The 23,296-nt window shown below is 39.4% G+C and carries 18 protein-coding genes; 1 reads left to right on the plus strand and 17 read right to left on the minus strand.

The window, feature by feature from the left end:
* Window positions 1-136 precede the first annotated feature (136 nt).
* Entirely contained in the window at window positions 137-2,134 is a 1,998-nt protein-coding gene (treP, locus tag IW492_RS03710) for a PTS system trehalose-specific EIIBC component (RefSeq protein ID WP_202065377.1), read from the plus strand.
* A gap of 743 nt (window positions 2,135-2,877) precedes the next feature.
* On the opposite strand, the gene ftsY is transcribed toward treP, so the two are convergent.
* The 17 genes from ftsY to IW492_RS03795 form a co-directional block, all read right to left on the minus strand.
* Entirely contained in the window at window positions 2,878-4,059 is a 1,182-nt protein-coding gene (gene ftsY, locus IW492_RS03715) for a signal recognition particle-docking protein FtsY (RefSeq protein ID WP_202065385.1), read from the minus strand.
* Entirely contained in the window at window positions 4,059-4,886 is an 828-nt protein-coding gene (locus IW492_RS03720) for a Cof-type HAD-IIB family hydrolase (RefSeq protein WP_202065386.1), read from the minus strand. The genes ftsY and IW492_RS03720 overlap by 1 nt, the downstream gene beginning before the upstream one ends.
* A gap of 17 nt (window positions 4,887-4,903) precedes the next feature.
* Window positions 4,904-8,482, minus strand: coding sequence for a chromosome segregation protein SMC (gene smc, locus IW492_RS03725; protein WP_202065393.1), 3,579 nt, complete (start codon window positions 8,480-8,482; stop codon window positions 4,904-4,906).
* Window positions 8,483-8,913: 431 nt separating this feature from the next.
* Window positions 8,914-9,603, minus strand: a complete 690-nt coding sequence (gene rnc, locus IW492_RS03730; protein ID WP_202065396.1) for a ribonuclease III — start codon at window positions 9,601-9,603, stop codon at window positions 8,914-8,916.
* A gap of 448 nt (window positions 9,604-10,051) precedes the next feature.
* Complete coding sequence (gene acpP / locus IW492_RS03735; RefSeq protein WP_202065398.1) at window positions 10,052-10,291, minus strand: acyl carrier protein; 240 nt, start codon at window positions 10,289-10,291, stop codon at window positions 10,052-10,054.
* A gap of 283 nt (window positions 10,292-10,574) precedes the next feature.
* Window positions 10,575-11,570 (minus strand): phosphate acyltransferase PlsX, encoded by a 996-nt coding sequence (plsX, locus tag IW492_RS03740; protein WP_202065400.1) that lies wholly within the window; start codon window positions 11,568-11,570, stop codon window positions 10,575-10,577.
* Between the two features lie 263 nt (window positions 11,571-11,833).
* A complete protein-coding gene (gene recG / locus IW492_RS03745; RefSeq protein WP_202065402.1) occupies window positions 11,834-13,873 on the minus strand; it encodes an ATP-dependent DNA helicase RecG in 2,040 nt (679 codons plus the stop codon).
* A gap of 455 nt (window positions 13,874-14,328) precedes the next feature.
* On the minus strand, window positions 14,329-16,008 hold the full coding sequence (locus IW492_RS03750; protein WP_202065405.1) for a DAK2 domain-containing protein: 1,680 nt from the start codon (window positions 16,006-16,008) through the stop codon (window positions 14,329-14,331).
* Window positions 16,009-16,080: 72 nt separating this feature from the next.
* Window positions 16,081-16,443 carry an Asp23/Gls24 family envelope stress response protein gene (locus tag IW492_RS03755; protein WP_202065407.1) on the minus strand — a complete coding sequence of 121 codons (363 nt, stop codon included), beginning with the start codon at window positions 16,441-16,443 and terminating at the stop codon, window positions 16,081-16,083.
* 226 nt (window positions 16,444-16,669) lie between these two features.
* Window positions 16,670-17,389: a LytR/AlgR family response regulator transcription factor gene (locus IW492_RS03760; protein ID WP_202065414.1), complete on the minus strand. Its 720-nt coding sequence runs from the start codon at window positions 17,387-17,389 to the stop codon at window positions 16,670-16,672.
* A gap of 61 nt (window positions 17,390-17,450) precedes the next feature.
* Window positions 17,451-18,761, minus strand: coding sequence for a sensor histidine kinase (locus IW492_RS03765; protein WP_202065416.1), 1,311 nt, complete (start codon window positions 18,759-18,761; stop codon window positions 17,451-17,453).
* 118 nt (window positions 18,762-18,879) lie between these two features.
* Complete coding sequence (locus IW492_RS03770; protein ID WP_202065418.1) at window positions 18,880-20,007, minus strand: sensor histidine kinase; 1,128 nt, start codon at window positions 20,005-20,007, stop codon at window positions 18,880-18,882.
* Window positions 20,008-20,309: 302 nt separating this feature from the next.
* On the minus strand, window positions 20,310-21,617 hold the full coding sequence (locus IW492_RS03775) for a sensor histidine kinase (protein WP_202065420.1): 1,308 nt from the start codon (window positions 21,615-21,617) through the stop codon (window positions 20,310-20,312).
* 397 nt (window positions 21,618-22,014) lie between these two features.
* Window positions 22,015-22,155 carry a hypothetical protein gene (locus IW492_RS03780; protein ID WP_202065625.1) on the minus strand — a complete coding sequence of 47 codons (141 nt, stop codon included), beginning with the start codon at window positions 22,153-22,155 and terminating at the stop codon, window positions 22,015-22,017.
* Window positions 22,128-22,340 carry an accessory gene regulator B family protein gene (locus tag IW492_RS18595; RefSeq protein ID WP_442896296.1) on the minus strand — a complete coding sequence of 71 codons (213 nt, stop codon included), beginning with the start codon at window positions 22,338-22,340 and terminating at the stop codon, window positions 22,128-22,130. Before IW492_RS18595 ends, IW492_RS03780 begins: the two co-directional genes overlap by 28 nt.
* Complete coding sequence (locus tag IW492_RS03790; protein WP_202065423.1) at window positions 22,255-22,692, minus strand: cysteine peptidase family C39 domain-containing protein; 438 nt, start codon at window positions 22,690-22,692, stop codon at window positions 22,255-22,257. The genes IW492_RS18595 and IW492_RS03790 overlap by 86 nt, the downstream gene beginning before the upstream one ends.
* 15 nt (window positions 22,693-22,707) lie before the next feature.
* Entirely contained in the window at window positions 22,708-23,271 is a 564-nt protein-coding gene (locus tag IW492_RS03795; RefSeq protein ID WP_202065425.1) for a hypothetical protein, read from the minus strand.
* Window positions 23,272-23,296: the final 25 nt, after the last annotated feature.

Here is a 23,296-nt window from a genome sequence, read left to right on the forward strand (position 1 = left end):
AAAAGAGATATTTCCTCCAAAAAAAAAATCTATATTTCTTTTAAAGTAAAACGCTTGCATTTTCTTGTATAAGCAGTTATGATTAAAACGAAATAAATCAACTTGTGTATACAAGTTAACGAAAGGGGTTTTTCTGATGGGTAAATACTCAGCAGATGCTGAACAGCTATTAAAGGATATTGGCGGGAAAGAAAATATTGCAGCTGTCAGTCATTGTGCCACTCGTATGCGTTTCGTTTTAAACGATCCTTCGCTGGCAGATGAAAAAGCAATTGAAAATATTCCAAGTGTCAAAGGAATGTTTACCAATGCCGGACAATTTCAAGTCATTATTGGAAACGATGTGCCATTATTTTTTAACGATTTTTCTGCAGTTTCAGGTATTGACGGTGTTTCCAAGGAACAGGGAAAAGCAGCGGCAAAACAAAATCTAAATCCGATTCAACGTGCAATAGGTGTATTAGCTGAGATTTTCACTCCAATTATTCCAGCAATTATTGTTGGGGGATTAATTCTTGGATTCAGAAATGTTTTGGAAGGCATTCAATTCAGCGGTTTGGGCGGACAAACCATTGCTGAAGCTTCCACATTCTGGAATGGTGTCAACTCATTTTTATGGCTTCCCGGTGAAGCAATCTTCCATTTTCTTCCTGTAGGAATTACCTGGAGTATTGCGAAAAAAATGGGAACTACACAGATACTGGGAATTGTTTTGGGGATTACACTGGTTTCACCGCAGCTTTTGAATGCGTATGGCGTAGCGGGTGCTGCTGCTGCCGATATTCCATTTTGGGACTTTGGTTTTGCACAAGTACAGATGATTGGTTATCAGGCACAGGTTATTCCGGCAATGCTGGCAGGATTTATGCTTGCTTATCTGGAAATTTTCTTCCGGAAAGTTATCCCGCAAGCTATTTCAATGATTTTTGTACCGCTCTTTGCCTTAGTCCCAACTATTCTGGCAGCCCATGTTATCTTGGGACCCATCGGCTGGGCTATCGGTAACGTTATTTCAAATGTCGTTAACACCGGGCTGACGTCTGCCCTTAACTGGCTGTTCGGAGCAGTCTTCGGCTTCTTATATGCGCCTTTGGTTATTACAGGACTTCATCATATGAGTAATGCCATCGATACACAGCTGATTGCCGACTTCCAGTCAACGAACCTTTGGCCAATGATCGCATTGTCAAATATCGCTCAAGGATCAGCGGTTTTGGGAATTATCTTCCTGCACCGCGGCAATAAAAAAGAAGAGCAAATTTCTATCCCATCTATGATTTCCTGTTACCTTGGTGTCACAGAGCCGGCGATGTTCGGGATTAACTTAAAATATGTATATCCATTTGTTGCAGCAATGATTGGCTCAGGATTGGCGGGGATGTTCGCTACCCTGATGGGCGTTCGGGCAAATGCGATTGGTGTCGGAGGGCTTCCAGGTATACTTGCTATCCGTGTTCAAGATTGGCTGCCATTCATTATTTCTATGGCAATTGCCATTGTCCTTCCGTTCTTTCTGACTATTCTCTTCCGTCGCCAGGGAATTTTTAATAAAGTGGAGCCGGCAGATGAAGAAACAGGTGAACTATACGTAGATGAACTGGCTATGGCCGGTAATGTACCGCAGAGCTTCGCTGCTGATTTAGCAGCTGCAGAAACTACTGCAACTGCTGTACTGAAAGAAGAAACACTGTTCTCTCCTGCTGAAGGAGAAGTTATTGCTATTACTGAAGTAAATGATCCTGTATTTTCACAAAAAATGATGGGTGACGGCTTTGCAGTAAAACCTGTAAACGGGAAAATATTTGCACCGGTTGCAGGAACAATTACAACTATTTTTGAAACTAAACATGCCATCGGAATATTAACAGATACCGGTCTGGAAGTACTCGTTCACATCGGATTGGATACAGTTGAATTAAACGGCGAACCTTTTACTGTACACGTTAGAGAAGGACAAAGAGTCACTTCTGACACATTGCTGGCTGACGTCGATTGGGACCAGATTAAAGCAGCCGGAAAAGGAACAGATATCGTTGTTGTCATGACAAATAGAGAAGCTGTCTCCGGCATCACTTTGGCTAAAAAGGGCGCTGTTTCAGAAAATACAGAAATTGGCATCGTTACAGTTAAATAATTGCTGTTAAAGGGAAAATTAAAAGAGGTGGTTCTTTGCTCGGTCAGCAGAGAACCATCTCTTTTTTCTACTTTTGAAAAGGACTTCTTACACTTGTTAAGCTTTTCAACTGTTGAATAATCACCTGTTACTGCATGTAACAATACAAAAGAAAAATCTTCTTCACAGAAAATAACAAATTTACCGTCACTGTCCATTGTAGTAATTAAGCAGGAAAATAGGGAGAATCTCTCTGTTCGGTCGAATAGATACCATGGTAATCAGAGGGCTTTGAGGCGTAAATAGAAATACCGATGCTTATAGAACTGTCTAAAGAAACAGCTTTTCCAATAATTTCTTATTGATCTAAATCACAAAAAATAACTGTAAAGAAAATGAAGCTCACAGTTTAATTACTGGATAGGATAGAGGTGTATTGAAATTTTTCTCACTGGAGCCATCTGCGAGAATACCTGTAAAGGTAATTTTATCCCTGTACTCTCCAAGTTCAGCTGCAGACAGCTCATCTAGAAGCATTAAAAAAGAATCGATAGGGTTATAATCAGCATTCACATTACAGTCTGTTTAGATTAAAAGCCGTGCTAATTTAACCGTTGATACAGAAGGATTTATAGCAGCTTTGCTGTCCACCTCCTACTTTTTCCATTTTCAAATTAAAAGTAAGTTTTATGATTTAGCAGCTCCGCCATTAATGTCAGATATAAAAAAAGCAGCTGGATTTTCATTCTAGCCGCTTCTATTTTCTACTCTTCCTTCAACAGCCCTTTAAACAATCCAAGTGCAAAGTCGTTTGCATCGAATGGTTCAAGGTCATTGATTCCTTCCCCCAGACCAACTAATTTCACAGGTAAATGGAGTTCATTCCGAATAGCCAGGACAATTCCGCCCTTGGCTGTTCCATCCAGCTTTGTCAATACCAGTCCTGTCACATCTGTGGTTTCTTTAAATTGTTTTGCCTGTGACATAGCGTTTTGTCCGGTTGTCGCATCCACTACCAACAAAACCTCATGTGGCGCATCAGGAATTTCCCGTTGAATGACCCGTTTGATTTTTTCCAGTTCATTCATCAGATTTACTTTATTCTGCAGACGTCCGGCAGTGTCTACCAGCAAAATATCTGCCTGTTCTATTTTTGCCCGTTCAACAGCATCAAATACCACTGCTGCCGGGTCTCCTCCAGCATTGCCGCGAACCACTTCAACTCCCGCACGGTCTCCCCACACAACGAGCTGATCAATCGCTCCAGCTCTAAACGTATCTGCCGCTGCCAGCATCACTTTCTTCCCATTTTGTTTGAACTCATGTGCGAGCTTACCAATACTGGTCGTCTTTCCAACGCCGTTTACGCCTACGAAAAGCATGATTGTCAGTCCGTCAGGCTGAATATTCAGTGAATTATTTTCATCCACTCCTTCTGCTTCGTACAAGTTAACCATTTTTTCAATGATGGTATTTTGAACTTCTGCTGTTTTCTTGGCATTGCGCAGCTTCACTTCCTGTCTCAACTCTTCCGTGATTTTAATAGCTGTTTCAAAGCCGACATCAGCGCCAATCAATGTTTCTTCCAGCTCTTCAAAAAAGTCTTCATCTACACTTCGGAAGTTGGCCATCAATTCATTGAAACGCTGTGAGAAAGTTTTTCTGGTTTTTTCCAGCCCTTTTTCGTATTTTTGTTGCGTCTGAATCTCTTCTTCAAGTTCATTTTCAGATGATTCAATAACTTCACCTATTTTAATATCTTCAGCTGATGTCTCGTCTAATTCATTATCTACAGCACTCAGTTCTTCCTGCGGCTGTTCGTTGTCCTGTCCTTCCAGCTTTTCAGATTCATTTTCTTCTGCTGGAAGTTCTTCATTCAGCAGTTCTTCTTTTCCTGCTTCCTTATCTGCCCTAAAGGCCTTTTTTATCTTATCAAAAAATCCCATCAGTTTGCCCCTTTCAAAGATTTCAGTGCGTACTCTGTTACCGCATGGGCAACACCATTTTGATCATTATTTTTTGTCACGACATCTGCGGCTGCTTTGACCAAGGGAACAGCATTAGCCATGGCTACACCAATGCCGGCATATTGAATCATCGGCAGATCATTTTCTTCGTCACCGATGCCCATTACTTCTTCCTGACTGATGCCCAAGTCTTTGGCCAACAGGGAAATTCCGTAAGCTTTTGTAATTCCTTTAGGCATGAATTCCAAAAGATTGCTGCGTGTTTTAATAATCTCATAGCGTTCATAAAAATCCGCAGGTATCTTCTTTATCTGTTCATCTAAATAGTCCGCATCAATCGCTACCACTGCCTTATTATAAATTTGGTCTACAGACAAATGATTCAACTGCGCGCGTTTAAAGGTTAAAAGATTATTCAGCTGTCCATAGATTGATAAATAATTTTGAGAAGTCGGCAGCTGCAGCACCGTTCCCTCTGATAAAATATCCATAGGTACATCCAGAGAAGACGCCAATCCAAAGAGTTCATGAATATGTTCAACAGGCATCAGTGCTTTTTCAATAATTTCACCTGTATCATTCTTCTGCACTAATCCGCCATTAAACGTAATACTATAATCTCCCGGTTCTTTCAAATCCAATTCATCCAAGTATCCTTGAATTGCAGCTAATGGTCGACCTGTACAAATAACTACTTTGATTCCTTCTCTTTTTGCCTGCCTCAGTACACGCTGATCTTCCTTGCTAATTTGCTTTTGACTGTCCAGCAAGGTTCCATCCAAATCTATGGCAATTAATTTTATCATTTCGCTCCTCCTATAATCTATGCACTGGTAGAAATAGCGCCGCCTTCCTTCACATCATCCAAACGAACAGAAACAATTTTGGATACACCGGATTCCTGCATGGTAACACCATACAGCACATCTGCTGCCTCCATTGTTCCTTTACGATGTGTAACAACAATAAACTGCGTTTCATCTTCAAAATCACTGAGGTAGTGACCGAAGCGAGATACATTCGCATCATCCAATGCAGCTTCCACCTCATCAAGAATACAGAATGGTACCGGACGAACCCGGATAATTGAAAACAGTAAGGCAATAGCTGTTAACGCTCGTTCCCCGCCGGAAAGCAAACTCAGACTTTGAAGCTTTTTACCTGGAGGCTGTGCTTCAATCTCAATTCCCGTATTCAGTAAATCATCCGGATCTGTCAAAATCAGTTCTGCACGTCCGCCACCAAACATATTAGGAAATACTGTTTTAAACTGCCCGCGAATTGCTTCAAATACTTCGCTGAAACGTAATTTAACTTCCTGATCCATTTCATCCATTGTTTCAAATAGCTGATCTTTCGCATTCAGCAGATCATCACGCTGTGTTGTCAGAAACTCATGCCGTTCATTCACTTGTTCATACTGTTCAATTGCATTGATATTAACCGGTCCCAAACGTTCAATCTCTCGTTTTAGACGTTTGACTTCTGTTCCTGCTTCCTCCGGTTCAACTTCCTTCTGATAATCCATTACAGCCTTCTCGTAAGTTAAGTTGTATTCTTCCTGCAAATACTGCAATGAATTGTCCAGTTTAATTTCTGCTCGATTTTTTATTACTTCGATCTGAGTTTGTTCAGTCTGGGTCTGTTTCTGTTGTCGGTGCTCTTCCGCCAGATTGTTATCCAGAATGTCTACCTGTTCCTGCAGATTGTGTCGTTTACGCTTTCCCTGCTGGATGGCTTCTTCAAGCTCTGCTCTCTTCTCTGCCATCTGTTCCAGCTGAATAGAAAGACTCTCTTCTGTTACCTGATGATCACTTGAATGATTGCTTAGCTGCTGCAGCTGCTGCTTTAGTCCGCTTTCCTTCAAGAGCATTTCATCCAGCTGATCTTGTTTGCTGTTACTCTGCTGTTCAAGATGTGTCAGCTGCTCAGCAATAACTCCCTGCTCTGCCCGAGTTCGATTTAATTCTTCTTGGGCCTTATCTTTATAAGTTTCCATCTGACTGGCTTCTTGATCAATCTGTCGCATTTCCTGATCCAGACGGTCTTTTGACTGCTGCTGCTGCTGCTGCTGTTCTTCAAGTACCAGCTTTTTACTTTGATATTCTTCTAGGAATTGGTGAAGCTCCTGACTTTCATATTCAAACAGTCTTTTTTCTTTCAATAAGCGGTTGACTGTTTCTTCTTTATTCAGACATTTATTTTCCAACTCCTGCTGCTTCAAACGGCTTTGTTCTCCTTTTGAACGCAGCTGTTCCAATTGCTCTGTTGTTTCTTTTACCTGTTCAGTCAGAAATCGAACCTGTTTTTCATCATCTGTCAGCTGTGTTTCCAATCGCTTTAACTGGTCTGTCAGCGTCTGAAGCTCTTGAGTCTGAGAAAATAGACTACCCTGATTTCCTTTTTTTGTAGCTCCGCCCGTCATTGAACCGCCGGGATTCATCACGTCTCCATCCAGAGATACTACCCGATATTGATAATTGATGGTCTTTGCCAAACGGTTAGCGCTCTCCAGGTTGGCTGCAATGATTGTGACACCCAGAATGTTTTGTACTACTGTTGTGATTTTTTCCGGATAACGAACCAGTTCGCTGGCTATACCCAGATAACCATCTACTATTTTCACTTTTTCCCTGACTGCTGCAGACAATTGTCTGGGCTTAATCGCCGTTAAAGGCAAAAAGGTTGCTCGACCACTATGCTGCTGTTTCAAAAATGTGATTGCTGCCCGACCATCTGATTCATTCTCTACGATCACATGCTGTGCGGCGCCGCCCAGTGCAGTTTCTACAGCTAAAGTGTAGTCCTTGGGCACTTCAATCAGTTCAGCAACTGCGCCCACAATCCCGCTCAGCTGTTTTTTCTGTTTTAGAACCGCTCTGACTCCCTGATAGAAGCCTGAATAATTCTCCTGAATTTCCTGCAGACTTTTACTTCGTGCTTTTACCTGCTGTACCTGATTCATTATCTGATACATTTTTTTCTGAGAGACCGCAAGTTCCTCCTGTTGCTTATCCAAAGTATGTTTCGCAGCAGTATAATCAATTCGCTGTTGCTCCAACTGAGACTCTGTCTCTTTCAAAAAAGCTGTCAATTCTTCTTGTTCAAGCTGAGCAGAAGCAAGCTGTGTTTCTATTGTCTGATGCTTTTCCACAGCCTGTTGATTTTTTGCCGTTTCCTGCTGATACTGACGCTCCAGATATTTCAGTTCATTGGCTGTATTCGCCTGTTCCTGCATAACTTCTACATACTCACTGCGCAGCTCTTCCAAAAGTTCTTTTGAAGATTTACTGTATTTTTCAACTTCCTGCTCTGCTTTTTTTATTTCGACTGCAAGCTGTTCCTGCTCCTGACGCTTCAAGCTGTTCTTTTCTCGCAGTTCTTGAAGCTCTGTCCGATACAGTTGAATTTTTTCATCTGTTTCTTTTAGATTTTCCTGATATTCAGAGGTCGTCTGCAGTGTATGCTTGGATCGCTCAATAAGCACCTGTTTCTGACCTTCCGCCTGCTTCAGAGCTTCTGTTATTTTCAGTAACTGCTGCTGCTGCTGATCAAGCTGTTCATCCAGTTTATTTCTCTGGCTTCTCAATTGAAGCAACTGATCTTCCGAGTGATAAATTTTCTGACTAAGTTCTGTAAGTAACGCCTCCACAGATTGCAGTTCTTTCGACTTCTCTTCCCACACCTGCTTGGTTACTTCTATTTCAGATACAGTCAGGCTCACGTCAATTTCTGTTAATGTCTCTTTCAATTTCAAAAATTGCTTAGCTGCTTCGCTCTGAGCTGCCAGAGGGGTGAGCTGATCCTCCAGCTCGTAAATAATATCCTGTACACGATTTAAATTATCTTCTGTTTCAAATAATTTCTGTTCCGCTTTTTTCTTCCGTTGTTTATATTTTAAAACGCCGGCAGCCTCTTCAAAGATCCCGCGGCGGTCCTCCGGTTTACTATTGAAAATTGCTTCTACTTTCCCCTGTGAGATAATTGAAAAAGATTCTTTTCCCAAACCGGAATCCATAAATAAATCCTGAATATCTTTTAGGCGGCAGGCTTGTTTATTAATGAAGAAATCACTCTCGCCAGTTCTTCGATAGCGGCGCGTGACACTGATCTCTGAAAAATCAAGCGGCAGATAATTGTCTTTATTATCCAGCACCACAGTTACCTCCGCGATATTCAACGGTTTACGCCCTTCTGAGCCGGCAAAAATAATGTCCGGCATCTTGCCTCCACGCAAACTCTTGGCAGACTGTTCGCCCAGTACCCAGCGGACAGCCTCAGTAATGTTGCTCTTACCGCTGCCGTTAGGTCCAACAACAGCTGTCACACCATTTTCAAATTCAATTACTGTTCGATCGGCAAAAGACTTGAATCCTGCGATCTCAATACGTTTTAAAAACAAGAAAAAAATCTCCTTCCGATAATAAAAGCTGTAAAAGCTAGGCAGCTCATAAGCAATATAGGAAACTGACCATGCGATGTTTTTTGTCGCAAGAGGCAGTTTATCTTATTGCCGTAGTGAGCTGGCTTTTGAAGCTAGATAAGTGTAAAAGCTGAACGAACCTGATCAGGCTTTGAGTAAATTAGAGAATTGGATGAGTCGCTTACAATCAACTTATTCCAATTCATCTATTTACCGAAAAGGCTGGTTCGTGAAGCTGGATAATATAAAAGCTGTAAAAGCCGAGTAGCTCATAAGCAATAAGAGTGAGGGAACTAATGAATCACCCTTGGACTCATAGCTTCGCTTTACTTATTATTGATAAGCACAATTCCAATAACAAGTCAACAATACTTGATCTTTTTCGTCCAAGCATTATAACAGATGCAGGTCTATGAAAATTTCTTTAGGGCTTTTTCAGCTGCATCCTGTTCTGCCAGTTTTTTGGACTTTCCTTGACCTGTTCCAATCAATTCCTCATTCAAAAATACTTCTATATAGAAAACCCGGTCGTGAGCCGGTCCCTCTTCTTTCACTAGCCGATAATCAATCGACACATCACCTTGGCGCTGCAGAACCTCCTGCAATCGTGTCTTATGATCCATCTCATGTGAAAAAGCACCTGCATCAATCTTCGGAAAGATTACTTTTGCTACAAATTCTCTGACTGTTTCTAATTGCTGATCCAGATAGAGTGCGCCTAAAAATGCTTCAAACACATCACAAAGCAGCGCCGGACGTTCCCGACCACTAGAATTTTCTTCCCCTTTTCCTAAAAGGATATACTGATCAAAATGACATTCTTTGGCAAATTTTGATAAACTGTCTTCTCTGACAATTGCTGCCCGCATTTTAGTCAGCTTTCCTTCTGATAAATCAGGAAAATGACGATACAGATAACGTGAAACTAACAGTTCCAACACTGCATCTCCCAAAAATTCCAAACGTTCATTGTCAGACAGTTTTAGATACCGATGCTCATTCACATAGGATGAATGCGTAAAAGCCTGTTCTAATAAATTGACATCATGGAAAACAATGCCGTAGCGTTCTTTCAGTTCAAGTGTTAACTGATTGTTCATTCTCCACATTCCTTTAGATTTATTTACGACCTTCTCCATTATACTTTTTTTACAGAGATTTTAAAAGGTTTGACCTGAACAAGTCGCGCCAAATATAAGAAAAGAACTCCTTTTCTCGAAATCATCAGGCCTACAGACACAAAACTGAGATTTCTTTCACAGATTCAGTTTTATTATCCTAAAAATAGTTTCAAGCAGTTAAGATTATTTCATTCCGCAGTCCTTTTACCGACTAGACAGGGCTCTGTTCATAAAGAAAATCAATGAAATAAATAGTATTACGCCTCAAGTACTTAACACGCCCAAAGCTGTTAAAATTTATTTTTAAGCATGTCATGTATTTTCCCAATAATTATTGACAACGTGAAATATCTTCAATTTCAAAATAAAAAAGAGCAGACCCTTCTTTCAAAGAAATCCACCCTTTATTTTTACTATGTTTTGTCTACTATAAATGATTTACGATATAATCTACAGCAGCACCCACAGTTTCAATCTGCTCTGCATCTTCATCAGAAATCTCAGTTCCAAATTCGTCTTCCAACTCTAAAACAAATTCCATCACGCTGATTGAATCAGCATTCAGGTCATCTTTAATGTTCAGTTGATCAGTCACATTCTCAGTATCAACCTCAAAGTGATTTGAGATAATATTCGCTACTTTTTTTAATACTTCTTCACGAGTCAACTGTCTTCACCTCCACTGCTTTTAAAAACATTAATCACCAAAAGTCTTAAGCACTATGGTACATTTTACTCAGAAATCTGTCATTTGTCTACAATTTTTTCAAATTTGTTACAGACAAGCTGCAACAAACAGGCAAAAATGCTATGTTTTTTATTGAAGAAATGAGAAAGTTCAGAGTAATTATTGAGGCTGTTTCTGAGAACTCCAGCACTAAATTTTCAAGAAAAAGCCCTATGTTTTTAGAAAAATATATAAACGAAAGAAATTCATGCTCTATTCACATTTATCTTCCTTCGTAGTATTCTACCAATTGACCCACTACATCAGTAATCAACATCGTTCGAATCTGGCGAATCGTATAACGAACTGCTTCAGGACCAGTAGCTCCATGAGTTTTTACAACAGGCGCTTTCAGTCCGAATAGTACGGCCCCCCCATGTTTTGAGTAATCCATTTCTGATTTCATACCCTTTAATGCATTTTTTAGCATGGCAGCACCGATTTTACCTTTGAACCCTTCAGCTAAAATAGAGGATTTCAACAATGACATCATGTTCATAGCCGTTCCCTCAATGGATTTCAATACTGCATTTCCAGTAAAGCCATCTGTTACAACAACATCCGCAGGTCCATTCAGCAGCTCTCTTGCTTCTACGTTCCCAATGAAGTTCACTGTTTTATTTTCCGACAGCAGCTCAAATGTTTTCTTCGTAAGTTCGCTGCCTTTATTTTCTTCTGTTCCGTTATTCAACAAGCCCACTCTAGGTTTGTTAATTCCACGTACTCGATTCGCATAAAAAGAACCTAAGATTGCGTATTGGACAAGATGTTCCGGCTTGTTGTCTGCATTTGCACCTAAATCAAGCATATCAAATCCGCCATTCTTTTGACCAATTACCGGCATAGTTGACATCAGACCCGGCCGTTCAACATGTTTGATCCGGCCAACAATGAATAACCCTGCAGCCAACAGTGCTCCCGTATTCCCTGCTGAAAAAACAGCATCTGCTTCTCCATTTTTTACTGCCTGAGCAGCGAGAACCATAGAAGAATTTTTCTTTCGACGAATAGCCTTTACCGGCTCATCATTACTTGTTATTTTTTCATCTGTATGAATAATCTTTATGTTTTTTTCATCTGTTATATATTCTCTGATCTCTTCCTCTTTTCCGTAAAGTAAAAACTCAATATCCGGAAAATCGTTTCTAGCCAGAACGACCCCTTCTACTATAGCTTGAGGGGCATTATCGCCACCCATGGCATCAACGGCGATTCTCATAAATGTTTCCTCCTATTTTAATTTATCAACGTTTAATTAAGACACGACTGAAACTCCATTAAATAATATTTTTGTTATTTTTCCATTTAATTAACTGGATTGCTCTCATTCAAGGAGTACTGATTGCACTTTCGTATAACTGATTCTACTACCAGAATAAGTTCTGAAAATTTTATACTTGTCAGCGCTGTGCATATCCTCCGCATCGAATTCCTACAAGCTCTCCGAAGTTTCCAGACAAGAATCAGTATAGCATATTTTACTTAATCAAAATACTGATGTTTCCCATCTTCCGGCTGAATTTCTTCCGCCAGTCCCTGATAATCAGGGAGAACCCACCATTGCTTCTTCTTCCAAATTGTGGAAGCCTCTTCCCGAGCAACTTCCAGAACATTGAAGTCTGTAATAATATCTCCAACAACAAATTCAGGAAGTCCGGATTGTCGAACACCAAAAACCTCTCCCGAGCCTCGAAGCTCCAAGTCTTTTTCGCTCAGAATAAACCCATTATTAGTCTCTGTCATGATCTTCATTCGCTCAATCCCCATTTCATTTTTAGGATTGGCAACTAATATACAATAAGATGCCTCAGAGCCTCGACCGACACGTCCCCGAAGCTGGTGCAGCTGAGCCAGACCAAATCGATCTGCATCCATAATCAGCATAATTGTTGCATTTGGAACATTGACACCCACCTCAATAACAGTCGTAGAAACCAGCAGCTGCAGCTCATTCTCTTTAAAGCGCTGCATAATCTCATCTTTTTCCAGATTTTTCATCTTTCCATGAAGCAGCCCCACTTGGTAAGCTGGACTGAAAACATCCTGCATATGCTCAAAAATTTCTGTCGCATTCTTGACATCCAGTGCTTCTGATTCTTCAATCAGCGGACAAATGACATAGGCTTGATGTCCTCGTGCAAGCTCCTTCTGCATCCATTCCAATACGGTATCAAGCTGCGGCGGTCGAATCCATCGTGTCTCTATTGGAATTCTTCCGGCTGGCATTTCATCAATAATGGATACATCCATTTCTCCAAAAGCAGTAATCGCCAATGTTCTGGGAATGGGTGTAGCTGTCATGAAAAGTACATCAGGATGCTGCCCCTTCTCTCTCAAAATCCTTCGCTGGTTCACACCAAAGCGATGCTGCTCATCTGTGATTACAAGTCCAAGCCGCTTAAACACAACATCTTCCTGAATCAGTGCATGGGTTCCTATAACCACATCAATTTCACCCGAGGCCAGTTGTTCCAATATTTCTCGACGTTCTTTAGCTTTCGTTGATCCGGTCAGAAGAGCTGTTTGTACTTCCAGAGGATCGAACAGCAGCTGCAAACTTTCCATGTGCTGCTGAGCCAGTATTTCTGTAGGCACCATCAATGCGCCCTGAAATCCTGCAGTCATTACTGCATACAAAGCAATTGCTGCCACAACTGTCTTCCCGCTCCCAACATCGCCCTGCAGCAGACGCTGCATATGCTGCGGGCTCATAAGATCCCGACAGATCTCATTAGTGACTTTCTTCTGTGCCTGAGTAAGCTCGAATGGCAGTTTCTTGGTGAATCCCTTCAATCTCTGTACATCGTACTGAATGGCTATCCCATTCTTTTCAGCTTTTTCCTGTCTTTTCAGCCCTTGTATTTTCAGCTGAAAAAGCAAAAATTCCTCAAAAACAACTCTGCGTTTTGCCTGATGGCTTTCCTCCGGGTTTTTAGGAAAATGCATGGCAAACATCGCCGTCGGACGATCCATCAGGCGATATTTTTCCAGAAGCTCCTGCGGCAGGTTTTCCTCTACCAAACAACCATATTCTTCAAATCCTGTACGGATCAGCTGAACCAGACTGCTTTGTCGGACCCGTTTATTGACATGATAAATAGGAGCGAATTCCTCGCCATCATTTTTGGCTCCCAGAATTTTCATTCCGTTTAAGGACTTTCTTTTTGCATCCCATTTTCCATAGACCGCTATATCTTCAGATAAAACAACCTTATCCTTTAAATAAGGCTGATTAAAAAAAGACACATTGATGACCGCATGTCCTTGCATAATTCTAAAATTAAGTCTGCTTTTTTTATAACCAAATCTGTTAAGAACAGCCTCAGAAACAACTGTTCCTTTTAATGTAACTTTTTCCTGATCCTGGATATCCTCTATTTCCTTTTCCTGAATATCCTCATACCGGAAGGGATAATAGGTCAGTAAATCTTTTACTGTGTCAATACCCAGTTCTCCAAACGCCTCTGCCCTTTTTGGCCCCACACCGGAAAGTGTACATAAAGGGTCCGTCAATTTTTTCATTTATTTCCCTCCCTTCAACCGTGGACAATTCGAAATATATTCACCTAAATCCTTCAAATCCTTGATATGCAAGGATTCATAACCTGTGTTCTCCCCACTTGCAACCATTTAATTATGTTATCACAGATAACGAAATAAACACTTTACAATAAGCAGCCTTAAACTGCGATAGTCGTTCTGATGCGCTTTTTCTGCATCTTTTATCGCCGAAATGATTTATATTTGAGACATTTTATAAAATGCGATGATTATTTGATCAGTCAGTTTTTCATAGATTCTTTTGAGTTACCTATCCATATTTCTGTCCATATATACATGTACGCAATAAATAATAAATCTATCTAAAGAAAAGAGTCTGACGAATATTCAGTTAGAATACTGTTCAGACTCTTATAAAATGGCGTCAGTTAAAAGAACCGTTCTTTCAACAATTATTTCTTTTACCTGCTGCTGATTTATTCAGCAGAAAACAGATACGGATACACCGGCTGATCGCCTTCATGAATCTCAGTTTCCAAGTCTTCATGTTCAGAGGTAATTGCTTCAGACAGTTTCTCCGCCTCTGCCAATGTACCGTCTTCACCGACAATAATTGTGATGATCTCTGTGTCTTCGTCTATCATACGATTCAATGTATCTAAAGATGCCTTAAACATATCTGGTTCAGAAATGACGATTTTTCCGTCAATCATTCCAAGATAATCATCTTTTTTAATTTCCACATTATCAATCGTTGTATCACGAACAGCTGTTGTCACCTGACCGCTGACAACACTTTCCAACATGTCTGTCATGCTGGCTTTATTTTCCTCCAGCTTCTGCTGATCATTGAATGCAAGCATCGCTGTCATTCCCTGTGAAATTGTTTTAGACGGCACTACTGCTACAGGAACCTCAGCTACTTCTGCTGCCTGATCTGCTGCCATAAAGATATTTTTGTTATTTGGTAAAATGATAACCTGATCTGCGTTAACCTCTTTGACTGCTTTCAGAATATCTTCCGTACTCGGATTCATTGTTTGCCCACCGCTGATAATATAGCTGACACCCAAGCTTCTGAATAGCTCCTGCACGCCTTTTCCAGCAGCAATCGCAATGACTGCATAGGGTACACGTTCTTTCTTGGCAGGAGCTGCAACACCCTGTTGATCATGCTCTAAAATGGTTTCATGCTGCAAACGCATATTATCCACTTTTACTTTAACCAGTGAACCGAATTTCTGTCCATAATTCATCACTTCACCAGGATGTTCAGTATGCACGTGAACTTTGATAATCTCATCATCATTTACGACAAGCAGAGAATCACCCAGTTCATTTAGATAGTTTCGGAATGTTTCATAATCAAAGTCGCTGTCCACGGTCGGACCTTCGCCGATTTGAACCATGATTTCTGTACAGTAGCCAAAGTGAATGTCTTCAGTGGCCATTTGTCCCTGCACACTTCGATGGTGCTCAGCATTCACCATTTCATCCATTTCAGCAGGTGTTGGCTCATACACTGCTTCCGGATCATATTTCCCAGATAGCGACTCTAAAAAGCCTTCATAAATAAACAGAAGCCCTTGACCGCCGCTGTCCACCACACCGACTTCTTTCAAGACAGGAAGAAGATCAGGTGTTTTAGCCAACGCACGTTTTGCTCCTTTTACAACAGCTTCCATTACTTCAATACAATCATCTGTTTCTTTTGCTTTGCGTTCACCTGAACGGGCCGCTTCACGGGAAACAGTTAAAATGGTTCCTTCTACCGGCTTCATCACTGCTTTATAAGCCGTTTCCACTCCGTGAGTAAATGCCGCTGCCAAGTCTGCAGCATTTAGTGTCACAACATCAGGAATATGCTTGGAGAAACCTCTGAACAATTGTGAAAGAATAACGCCGGAATTTCCTCTGGCACCCATTAATAAACCTTTAGACAACGCTGTTGCCAACTCTCCCACCTTTTCAGATCGAGAATCTGCTACTGCTTTTGCTCCGCTGGTCATGGATAAATTCATATTTGTTCCTGTATCCCCATCGGGTACAGGGAAAACATTCAACGAGTTGACATACTCTGCATTTACATGCAGACGAGAGGCGCCGGCCTGGACCATTTCCTGAAACTGACCTGCGCTGATTTCTGTTACATTCACCTAAAATATCCTCCTTTAGATCACTGCTGATTCATTCAGAGCCCTGCTCTTTTTCAACAGCGGACTGTCCTTCTAATCAGGCAGCACACGAACACCTTGTACAAATACATTGACAGAATTTGCAGTCACACCAAGTAATGTTTCAAGATTATACATTACTTTTTCCTGAACATTACGGGAAACTTCAGAAATTTTTGTTCCATAGCTGACAATTGTATAAACATCTACTGCTACGCCATTCTCTTCTTGACGTACCACCACACCTTTTGAATAATTTTCTCTACGTAAAATCTCATTCAGATTATCTTTAATTTGCTTCTTGCTAGCCATGCCGACGATTCCGTAAATATCTGTAGCAGCGCCGCCGACTACAGTGGCAATGACTTCATTGGTAATCTCAATGGTACCTGCTGACGTTTTGATTTTTACAGCCATTGATGAAAGCCTCCTTAAAGAGCAGATTTGCCCTATTTTCTTCCTTAATATTCTATCATAGCTGAGGATTAATGAAAAGAAAGGAAATCAAAGTAGCCGATGAATTTTGTACACTTCTTAATAAATGACTGTTTTTATCATGAGCTGAGATTTCCTTGCTCCAAGACGCTCCGCCCTAAATAAAAAAAGCCGAGATTCATTTTGACATCCACAGCTCATCTTTTGATTATAAATTTTTCATTGCACGAACTGAAACCAGACAACTCTCTCCATTACTCATTTCAACGATACGTTCTTTTTTCTGAATCTTCTCTACATGATTTTTATTGATCAGAAATGACTTATGGCAACGGTAAAAATCTTCGTATTGATCTTCAATATCTTTTAAAGCACCATAGAACTCTTCTTCTCCATTTTCCAAGTGCATAATTACTTTATGAGAAGAAATGGAAGACTCAAAGAAAATAATATCATTGATGTCTACTGATCGAATCGCATCTCCATCTTTAAATTTAAAGAAATGCTTTTTCCCGCTTCGATCATTCAAGCTTCGGTCATGAGCAATCTGAATACACTCACACACACGTTTTTGAATATTTTCCTGCGTATCTTTGATAATATAATCCATTGCTTCCACTTTATAAGTGAACGTAAGATAGGACAACTCGCCATGTGTTGTCACAAATACGATTTTCCCCAGATCGTCGTATTTTCGAATTTCAGCAGCAAGTGTCAATCCAGACATCTCATGCTGTAGATCAACATCAAAAAAGTACAGTCCTACAAACTTCGGCTTACTCTTAACAAATTCCAATACCTCTGTCGGATTGCCTGTCGAAAACGCCAATTCCATATCTAAGTTTTCTATCATGATAAAATTCTTCACGTACTGCTCAAGCATCTGACGCTGTTTCCAGTCATCCTCGCAGATAATAATAGACAGCATTACTTCCACTCCTTTCTACACTACAATAACTTCTCTTAAAATGATTCAGTATTTTCATATTTTAAAATTCAATAACCATTTTTTGTGTAAACAGCTGGTGTTCAATCGTGGTAGCCAAACGGATATTGACTGCCTCTGTCACAATCTCCTGTACATTACTCAGCCCGTCCCCTCGATTCGTCCCCTTTGTTGAAAATCCTCTTGTCTTCAGCTGATGCAGCTTTGGTAGATCTTCTCGACAGCTGTTCTGAATAATCAAATGAACAGCCTGCTTATCCTGATAGACTGCAACAGAAAGTATTCCTTCACCTAAATACTCCAGCTCTTCAATGGCATTATCTAAAAATATGCCCATAAGCCGAACCAAGGAGACCGCATCCAGATTTACGTTATCGATCATTTCCGTTACTTCAATTCGTACATCAATGCCCTTTTCCTGTGCTGTTATCAGCTTTGATGCCAAAATACTTTTCAATTCTCTAACTTGAATATTACTCAGCTTTTCCAGCTTGTAATTATTTTGTTCGATCACTCTGGAAGAGGTTTTAAGCATTGATCGATAATACTCATCCAATCCATCCATATCTCGTTCCACAATAAAATTCTCCATCGAAGTCAGTATATTCTTATAATCATGACGAAACTTACTGATTTCTTTGAACTGGCTTTCCATAACATCCATATATCGCTGATTGGACAGATACTCCAGTTCTTTTTGTTGGGTCTCGTACTTATTCTTTGTTGAACTGGCGTACATTAGAAACGCCACAATTGAGATAAAGAAATACAAAATAAAAAATACCAAATTCAAGGTAATGATCTCCACATTGTTGCCTAGATACTTCCCAAGGAAAATACTGCTGTAATAGATCAGCATCATGAATACCCCCATGATGCTGATAATTGGGTAGAATTCGGATAAGAATGGGACTTTCTTTTCGACAGAAGGTTTGATCTTAGCAATTAAAAGTGCTATACCTATAGCTAACCCAATACTTACTGCCATATGTAAAAATGTGTCCAAGGGAAGTAGCATTATCCCATTATTATTAAAAAAATAGCTGTCAATTACTCCAGCAACATGATCACTAATTATCATGAATATCAAAGAATAGGATAGTGCACCAGTAATATGTAGTTTCCCCATTGGTATAAAGTAAAAGCTGAAGAGTAATAAAAATAGAATCATCAGAACAATTCCATATGTTCCTATCCAAACGAATGAACTTCCAATCCCCATAGAAAAAGATATTAATAAAAGAATTTCCATTTTACTGACGTTTCTATCCCCTATCAATAGTTTTAAAACTATGTAACTAAAAATTGTTTGAAGTCCTACAGCAATCGTAGACACCCATAGCCCTATTCCCATTAAAATCCCAACCTTCCACAAAGATACTTAAATTATACATCTTCGCAAAAACTTAAGCAAACTGAATAAGACAAAAAGAATTTTCTATTTGTGATGAAGTTGGATAAACATGTATTTTTTATTGTTCAATAACCATTTTTTGTGTAAACAGCTGGTGTTCAATCGTGGTAGCCAGACGGATATTAGCTGCCTCTGTCACAATCTCCTGTACATTACTCAGCCCGTTCCCTCGATTCGTCCCCTTTGTTGAAAATCCTCTTGTCTTCAGCTGATGCAGCTTTGGTAGATCTTCTCGACAGCTGTTCTGAATAATCAAATGAACAGCCTGCTTATCCTGATAGACTGCAACAGAAAGTATTCCTTCACCTAAATACTCCAGCTCTTCAATGGCATTATCTAAAAATATACCCATAAGCCGAACCAAGGAGACCGCATCCATATTTACGTTATCAATCATTTCCGTTACTTCAATTCGTACATCAATGTCCTTTTCCTGTGCTGTTATCAGCTTTGATGCCAAAATACTTTTCAATTCTCTAACTTGAATATTACTCAGCTTTTCCAGCTTGTAATTATTTTGTTCGATCACTCTGGAAGAGGTTTTAAGCATTGATCGATAATACTCATCCAATCCATCCATGTCTCGTTCCACAATAAAATTCTCCATCGAAGTCAGTATATTCTTATAATCATGACGAAACTTACTGATTTCTTTGAACTGGCTTTCCATGACATCCATATATCGCTGATTGGACAGATACTCCAGTTCTTTTTGTTGGGTCTCGTACTTATTCTTTGTTGAACTGGCATACATTAGAAACGCCACAATTGAGATAAAGAAATACAAAATAAAAAATACCAAATTCAAGGTAATAATCTCCACATTGTTGCCTAGATACTTCCCAAGGAAAATACTGCTGTAATAGATCACCATCATGAATATCCCCATGATGCTGATAATTGGGTAGAATTCGGATAAGAATGGGACTTTCTTTTCGACAGAAGGGTTGACCTTAGCAATTAAAAGTGCTATACCAACTGCCAATCCTATCCCGACTATTGTATGCAGTAACGTGTCCCAAGCTTTTATAATCACTTCGCTGTTATTCCATATATAAGCATCAGCCAATCCAGATATATGATCACTGATAATCATGATTATCAACGAATAGGATAGTGCACCAGTGATATATAGTTTTCTTGCATTAACAAATATCATTCCTAATACTAGCATTGATAGAATCATTACAATTGTCCCGATAATATTTTTATATAGAAAAAAAACACCTATAAAGGGGGCACTTGTTAGTAAGAACAGTAACTCTAGTTTCTTAAATTTTACTTCTCCAATCAATAATTTAAAAACTGTGTAGCTAAATATCATTTGAAAAAATATTAATGTTATTGTTACTAACTCACTCGTTTCCATTACAAATCCCAACCTTCCACAAAGATACTTAAATTATATATCTTCGCAAAAACTTAAGCAAACTGAATAAGACAAAAAGAATTTTCTATTTGTGATGAAGTTGGATAAACATGTATTTTTTATTGTTCAATAACCATTTTTTGTGTAAACAGCTGGTGTTCAATCGTGGTAGCCAGACGGATATTAGCTGCCTCTGTCACAATCTCCTGTACATTACTCAGCCCGTTCCCTCGATTCGTCCCCTTTGTTGAAAATCCTCTTGTCTTCAGCTGATGCAGCTTTGGTAGATCTTCTCGACAGCTGTTCTGAATAATCAAATGAACAGCCTGCTTATCCTGATAGACTGCAACAGAAAGTATTCCTTCACCTAAATACTCCAGCTCTTCAATGGCATTATCTAAAAATATACCCATAAGCCGAACCAAGGAGACCGCATCCATATTTACGTTATCGATCATTTCCGTTACTTCAATTCGTACATCAATGCCCTTTTCCTGTGCTGTTATCAGCTTTGATGCCAAAATACTTTTCAATTCTCTAACTTGAATATTACTCAGCTTTTCCAGCTTATAATTATTTTGTTCGATCACTCTGGAAGAGGTTTTAAGCATTGATCGGTAATACTCATCCAATCCATCCATATCTCGTTCCACAATAAAATTCTCCATCGAAGTCAGTATATTCTTATAATCATGACGAAACTTACTGATTTCTTTAAACTGGCTTTCCATAACATCCATATATCGCTGATTGGACAGATACTCCAGTTCTTTTTGTTGGGTCTCGTACTTATTCTTTGTTGAACTGGCGTACATTAGAAACGCCACAATTGAGATAAAGAAATACAAAATAAAAAATACCAAATTCAAGGTAATGATCTCCACATTGTTGCCTAGATACTTCCCAAGGAAAATACTGCTGTAATAGATCAGCATCATGAATACCCCCATGATGCTGATAATTGGGTAGAATTCGGATAAGAATGGGACTTTCTTTTCGACAGAAGGGTTGATCTTCATTATTGAAATGCAAATAATAAATCCTAAACCTATACTGACCGTCATATGTAAAATAGTAGAAAAGATAGATGTCCCAGCAGTAGTTTTCCATAAATATGTATCCATCATACTAGAAAGATGATCAGAGATAACCATTATTATTTGTACATAAGATAATGCTCCAACAATATATAAATTATTAGCATCTATAAAATACCAGCCCAAAATGAATACAAATAAAAGCATTACAATCACACCATAGGTTCCTGTTATCAAAAAAACATTTACCATAAAAAAAGCACCTAATAGTAAAATAATGATTTCAAACATGTTTATCTTTTTATCGCTTAAAAGTAACTTTAAATTTAAATAACTAAAAATTGTTTGAAATCCAATTACAAGCATAGTTGTTAAGTTACCAATTTCCATATAAAACCCCAGTTTTCCATAAAGATACTTAAATTATACATTTACAGAAGGGAGAAAAGCAAATTGAAATTTGTCTAAATAAAAAAGCAACCATCTATGCCTTGATACGATTATTTCAATTCTTCTAATAATTCTTGAGGAATTTCTATTTCATCCTGAAAACCAAAACAACATACAACGAGATTTCTTTCTCCCCAAGCAGTAAATAATTCAATTAATAAATTTTTCATTCTCCTCTATCATCTTTTTTGATAGTACTGGTAATATGGTTACACTTGATAAAAAGTTTCCAACAATGAGTAGATTTTGGATAAGCAGGACAGCTACACACCGAGCAAATGCAGTCACAAGTATGCATGAACACATTGCCTGAATCCTTCGCCTCCTTCTCTTCTCCTCACTGCCAACTGGATTTTTTGCTTGTAACGCCCGGTGCATATTTACTTAAGATCAACAGATTGATCAGCTGCAGCAATAACAAATCACTTTCTGGAATCAACAGACCTCCAACTAGCAAGCCGGCAAAACCGACAAACAATAAAATACTACTAATTTAATACAACCAAAGCTGCTGCCAGCATGCTCGCCATACGCAAACACCCGAACCGTTAAAAAACTAAGGTGTAAAATAAGGGTTTCAAAGCCAACATTCAGAATTAAGGCTGTTTTCTTCAATACACTCTCCATAGCCCAGAAAAATCGCTCGTAGATCCTCTTTTTCATAAACTCTTAGAGTGGGTTCTGCCGGATTCGAAACCGTATAATGCTCTCCATCTATTGCATGAACAACAACATAATGCGCGTATCCTTCATTTTCAACCACCAATACCATCGGCAGCTGCTCTACCTTTTCTAATTCCTCAAATTCTCTGACTTCATAGGCGCTTGAAACGACACCATATTGGAGCAGAATTTCATTCAACTCACCTAATGACAACCCCTGATCCTTCTTAAGATTGTAGTGCTTATATAGTTCACTAACATTTTTTATCTTAATTTCCAGTTGAGATAAAATGACCCTTAGTGAAGCTATACCGCAATCTGTACTTGATTTCTGCATATAATGCGCATACATAGCTTCTGCTCCTTCCTATTTTTCAACTGTGATGTCTCCCATCGTATCGATTCGTACTTGTTCTTTACTTGTTCCCTTAGTTTCAGGAACTGCTTTAACTTCTCCTTGCCCATTCGTCTCTAAATGATACTCGCCATCAAAGTTTTCTTGGATCATTGCTTGCACATCGCCCACAACACTGTTAACCTCCAGCACTTCACAGGAAGTATTTTTCCCTAATTCCACTGTCAGCTTCAATTGTTCCTTTCCATTGGCAGTTGTCATCAAACGAAACTGATTCAGCTCTGCTAATGTGATTTCAATACTGTCCTCTTTTACCACAGTATTTTTTAGATATGCTTCATTGTCTTCAGACACTTTCCCTGACAGTGCCACCCGAGTATACTCATTTTCCGTCTCTAAAACATCAACAACTATATGTTGTTCCGCACCAATTAAAGCTATCTTCTCAATTTTAGTATCGTCCAACTCCCATGAAAGATCGATTTTATTCTCTGTTTTCATCTCTGCAAAGCTTGTATATCCAAAGAATCCTCCGGTCACCAATACCGCTGCCAAAATTATCAATTTTTTCTTCATAATATATCTCTCCCTAATTTTTTAT

This window comes from Enterococcus sp. BWB1-3 (genome assembly GCF_016745275.1).
GTDB lineage: Bacteria > Bacillota > Bacilli > Lactobacillales > Enterococcaceae > Enterococcus_L.

Excerpts from the sequence above, each read along its gene's own strand:
- treP (WP_202065377.1), top strand. The coding sequence starts at position 137 with ATGGGTAAATACTCAGCAGATGCTGAACAGCTATTAAAGGATATTGGC.
- ftsY (WP_202065385.1), bottom strand. The coding sequence starts at position 4,059 with ATGGGATTTTTTGATAAGATAAAAAAGGCCTTTAGGGCAGATAAGGAA.
- IW492_RS03720 (WP_202065386.1), bottom strand. The coding sequence starts at position 4,886 with ATGATAAAATTAATTGCCATAGATTTGGATGGAACCTTGCTGGACAGT.
- rnc (WP_202065396.1), bottom strand. The coding sequence starts at position 9,603 with ATGAACAATCAGTTAACACTTGAACTGAAAGAACGCTACGGCATTGTT.
- plsX (WP_202065400.1), bottom strand. The coding sequence starts at position 11,570 with ATGAGAATCGCCGTTGATGCCATGGGTGGCGATAATGCCCCTCAAGCT.
- recG (WP_202065402.1), bottom strand. The coding sequence starts at position 13,873 with ATGAAAAAATTGACGGACCCTTTATGTACACTTTCCGGTGTGGGGCCA.
- IW492_RS03755 (WP_202065407.1), bottom strand. The coding sequence starts at position 16,443 with ATGGCTGTAAAAATCAAAACGTCAGCAGGTACCATTGAGATTACCAAT.
- IW492_RS03760 (WP_202065414.1), bottom strand. The coding sequence starts at position 17,389 with ATGCTGTCTATTATTATCTGCGAGGATGACTGGAAACAGCGTCAGATG.
- IW492_RS03765 (WP_202065416.1), bottom strand. The coding sequence starts at position 18,761 with ATGGGAATAGGGCTATGGGTGTCTACGATTGCTGTAGGACTTCAAACA.
- IW492_RS03770 (WP_202065418.1), bottom strand. The coding sequence starts at position 20,007 with ATGATTCTATCAATGCTAGTATTAGGAATGATATTTGTTAATGCAAGA.
- IW492_RS03775 (WP_202065420.1), bottom strand. The coding sequence starts at position 21,617 with ATGGAAATTGGTAACTTAACAACTATGCTTGTAATTGGATTTCAAACA.
- IW492_RS18595 (WP_442896296.1), bottom strand. The coding sequence starts at position 22,340 with ATGAAAAAGAGGATCTACGAGCGATTTTTCTGGGCTATGGAGAGTGTA.
- IW492_RS03790 (WP_202065423.1), bottom strand. The coding sequence starts at position 22,692 with ATGTATGCGCATTATATGCAGAAATCAAGTACAGATTGCGGTATAGCT.
- IW492_RS03795 (WP_202065425.1), bottom strand. The coding sequence starts at position 23,271 with ATGAAGAAAAAATTGATAATTTTGGCAGCGGTATTGGTGACCGGAGGA.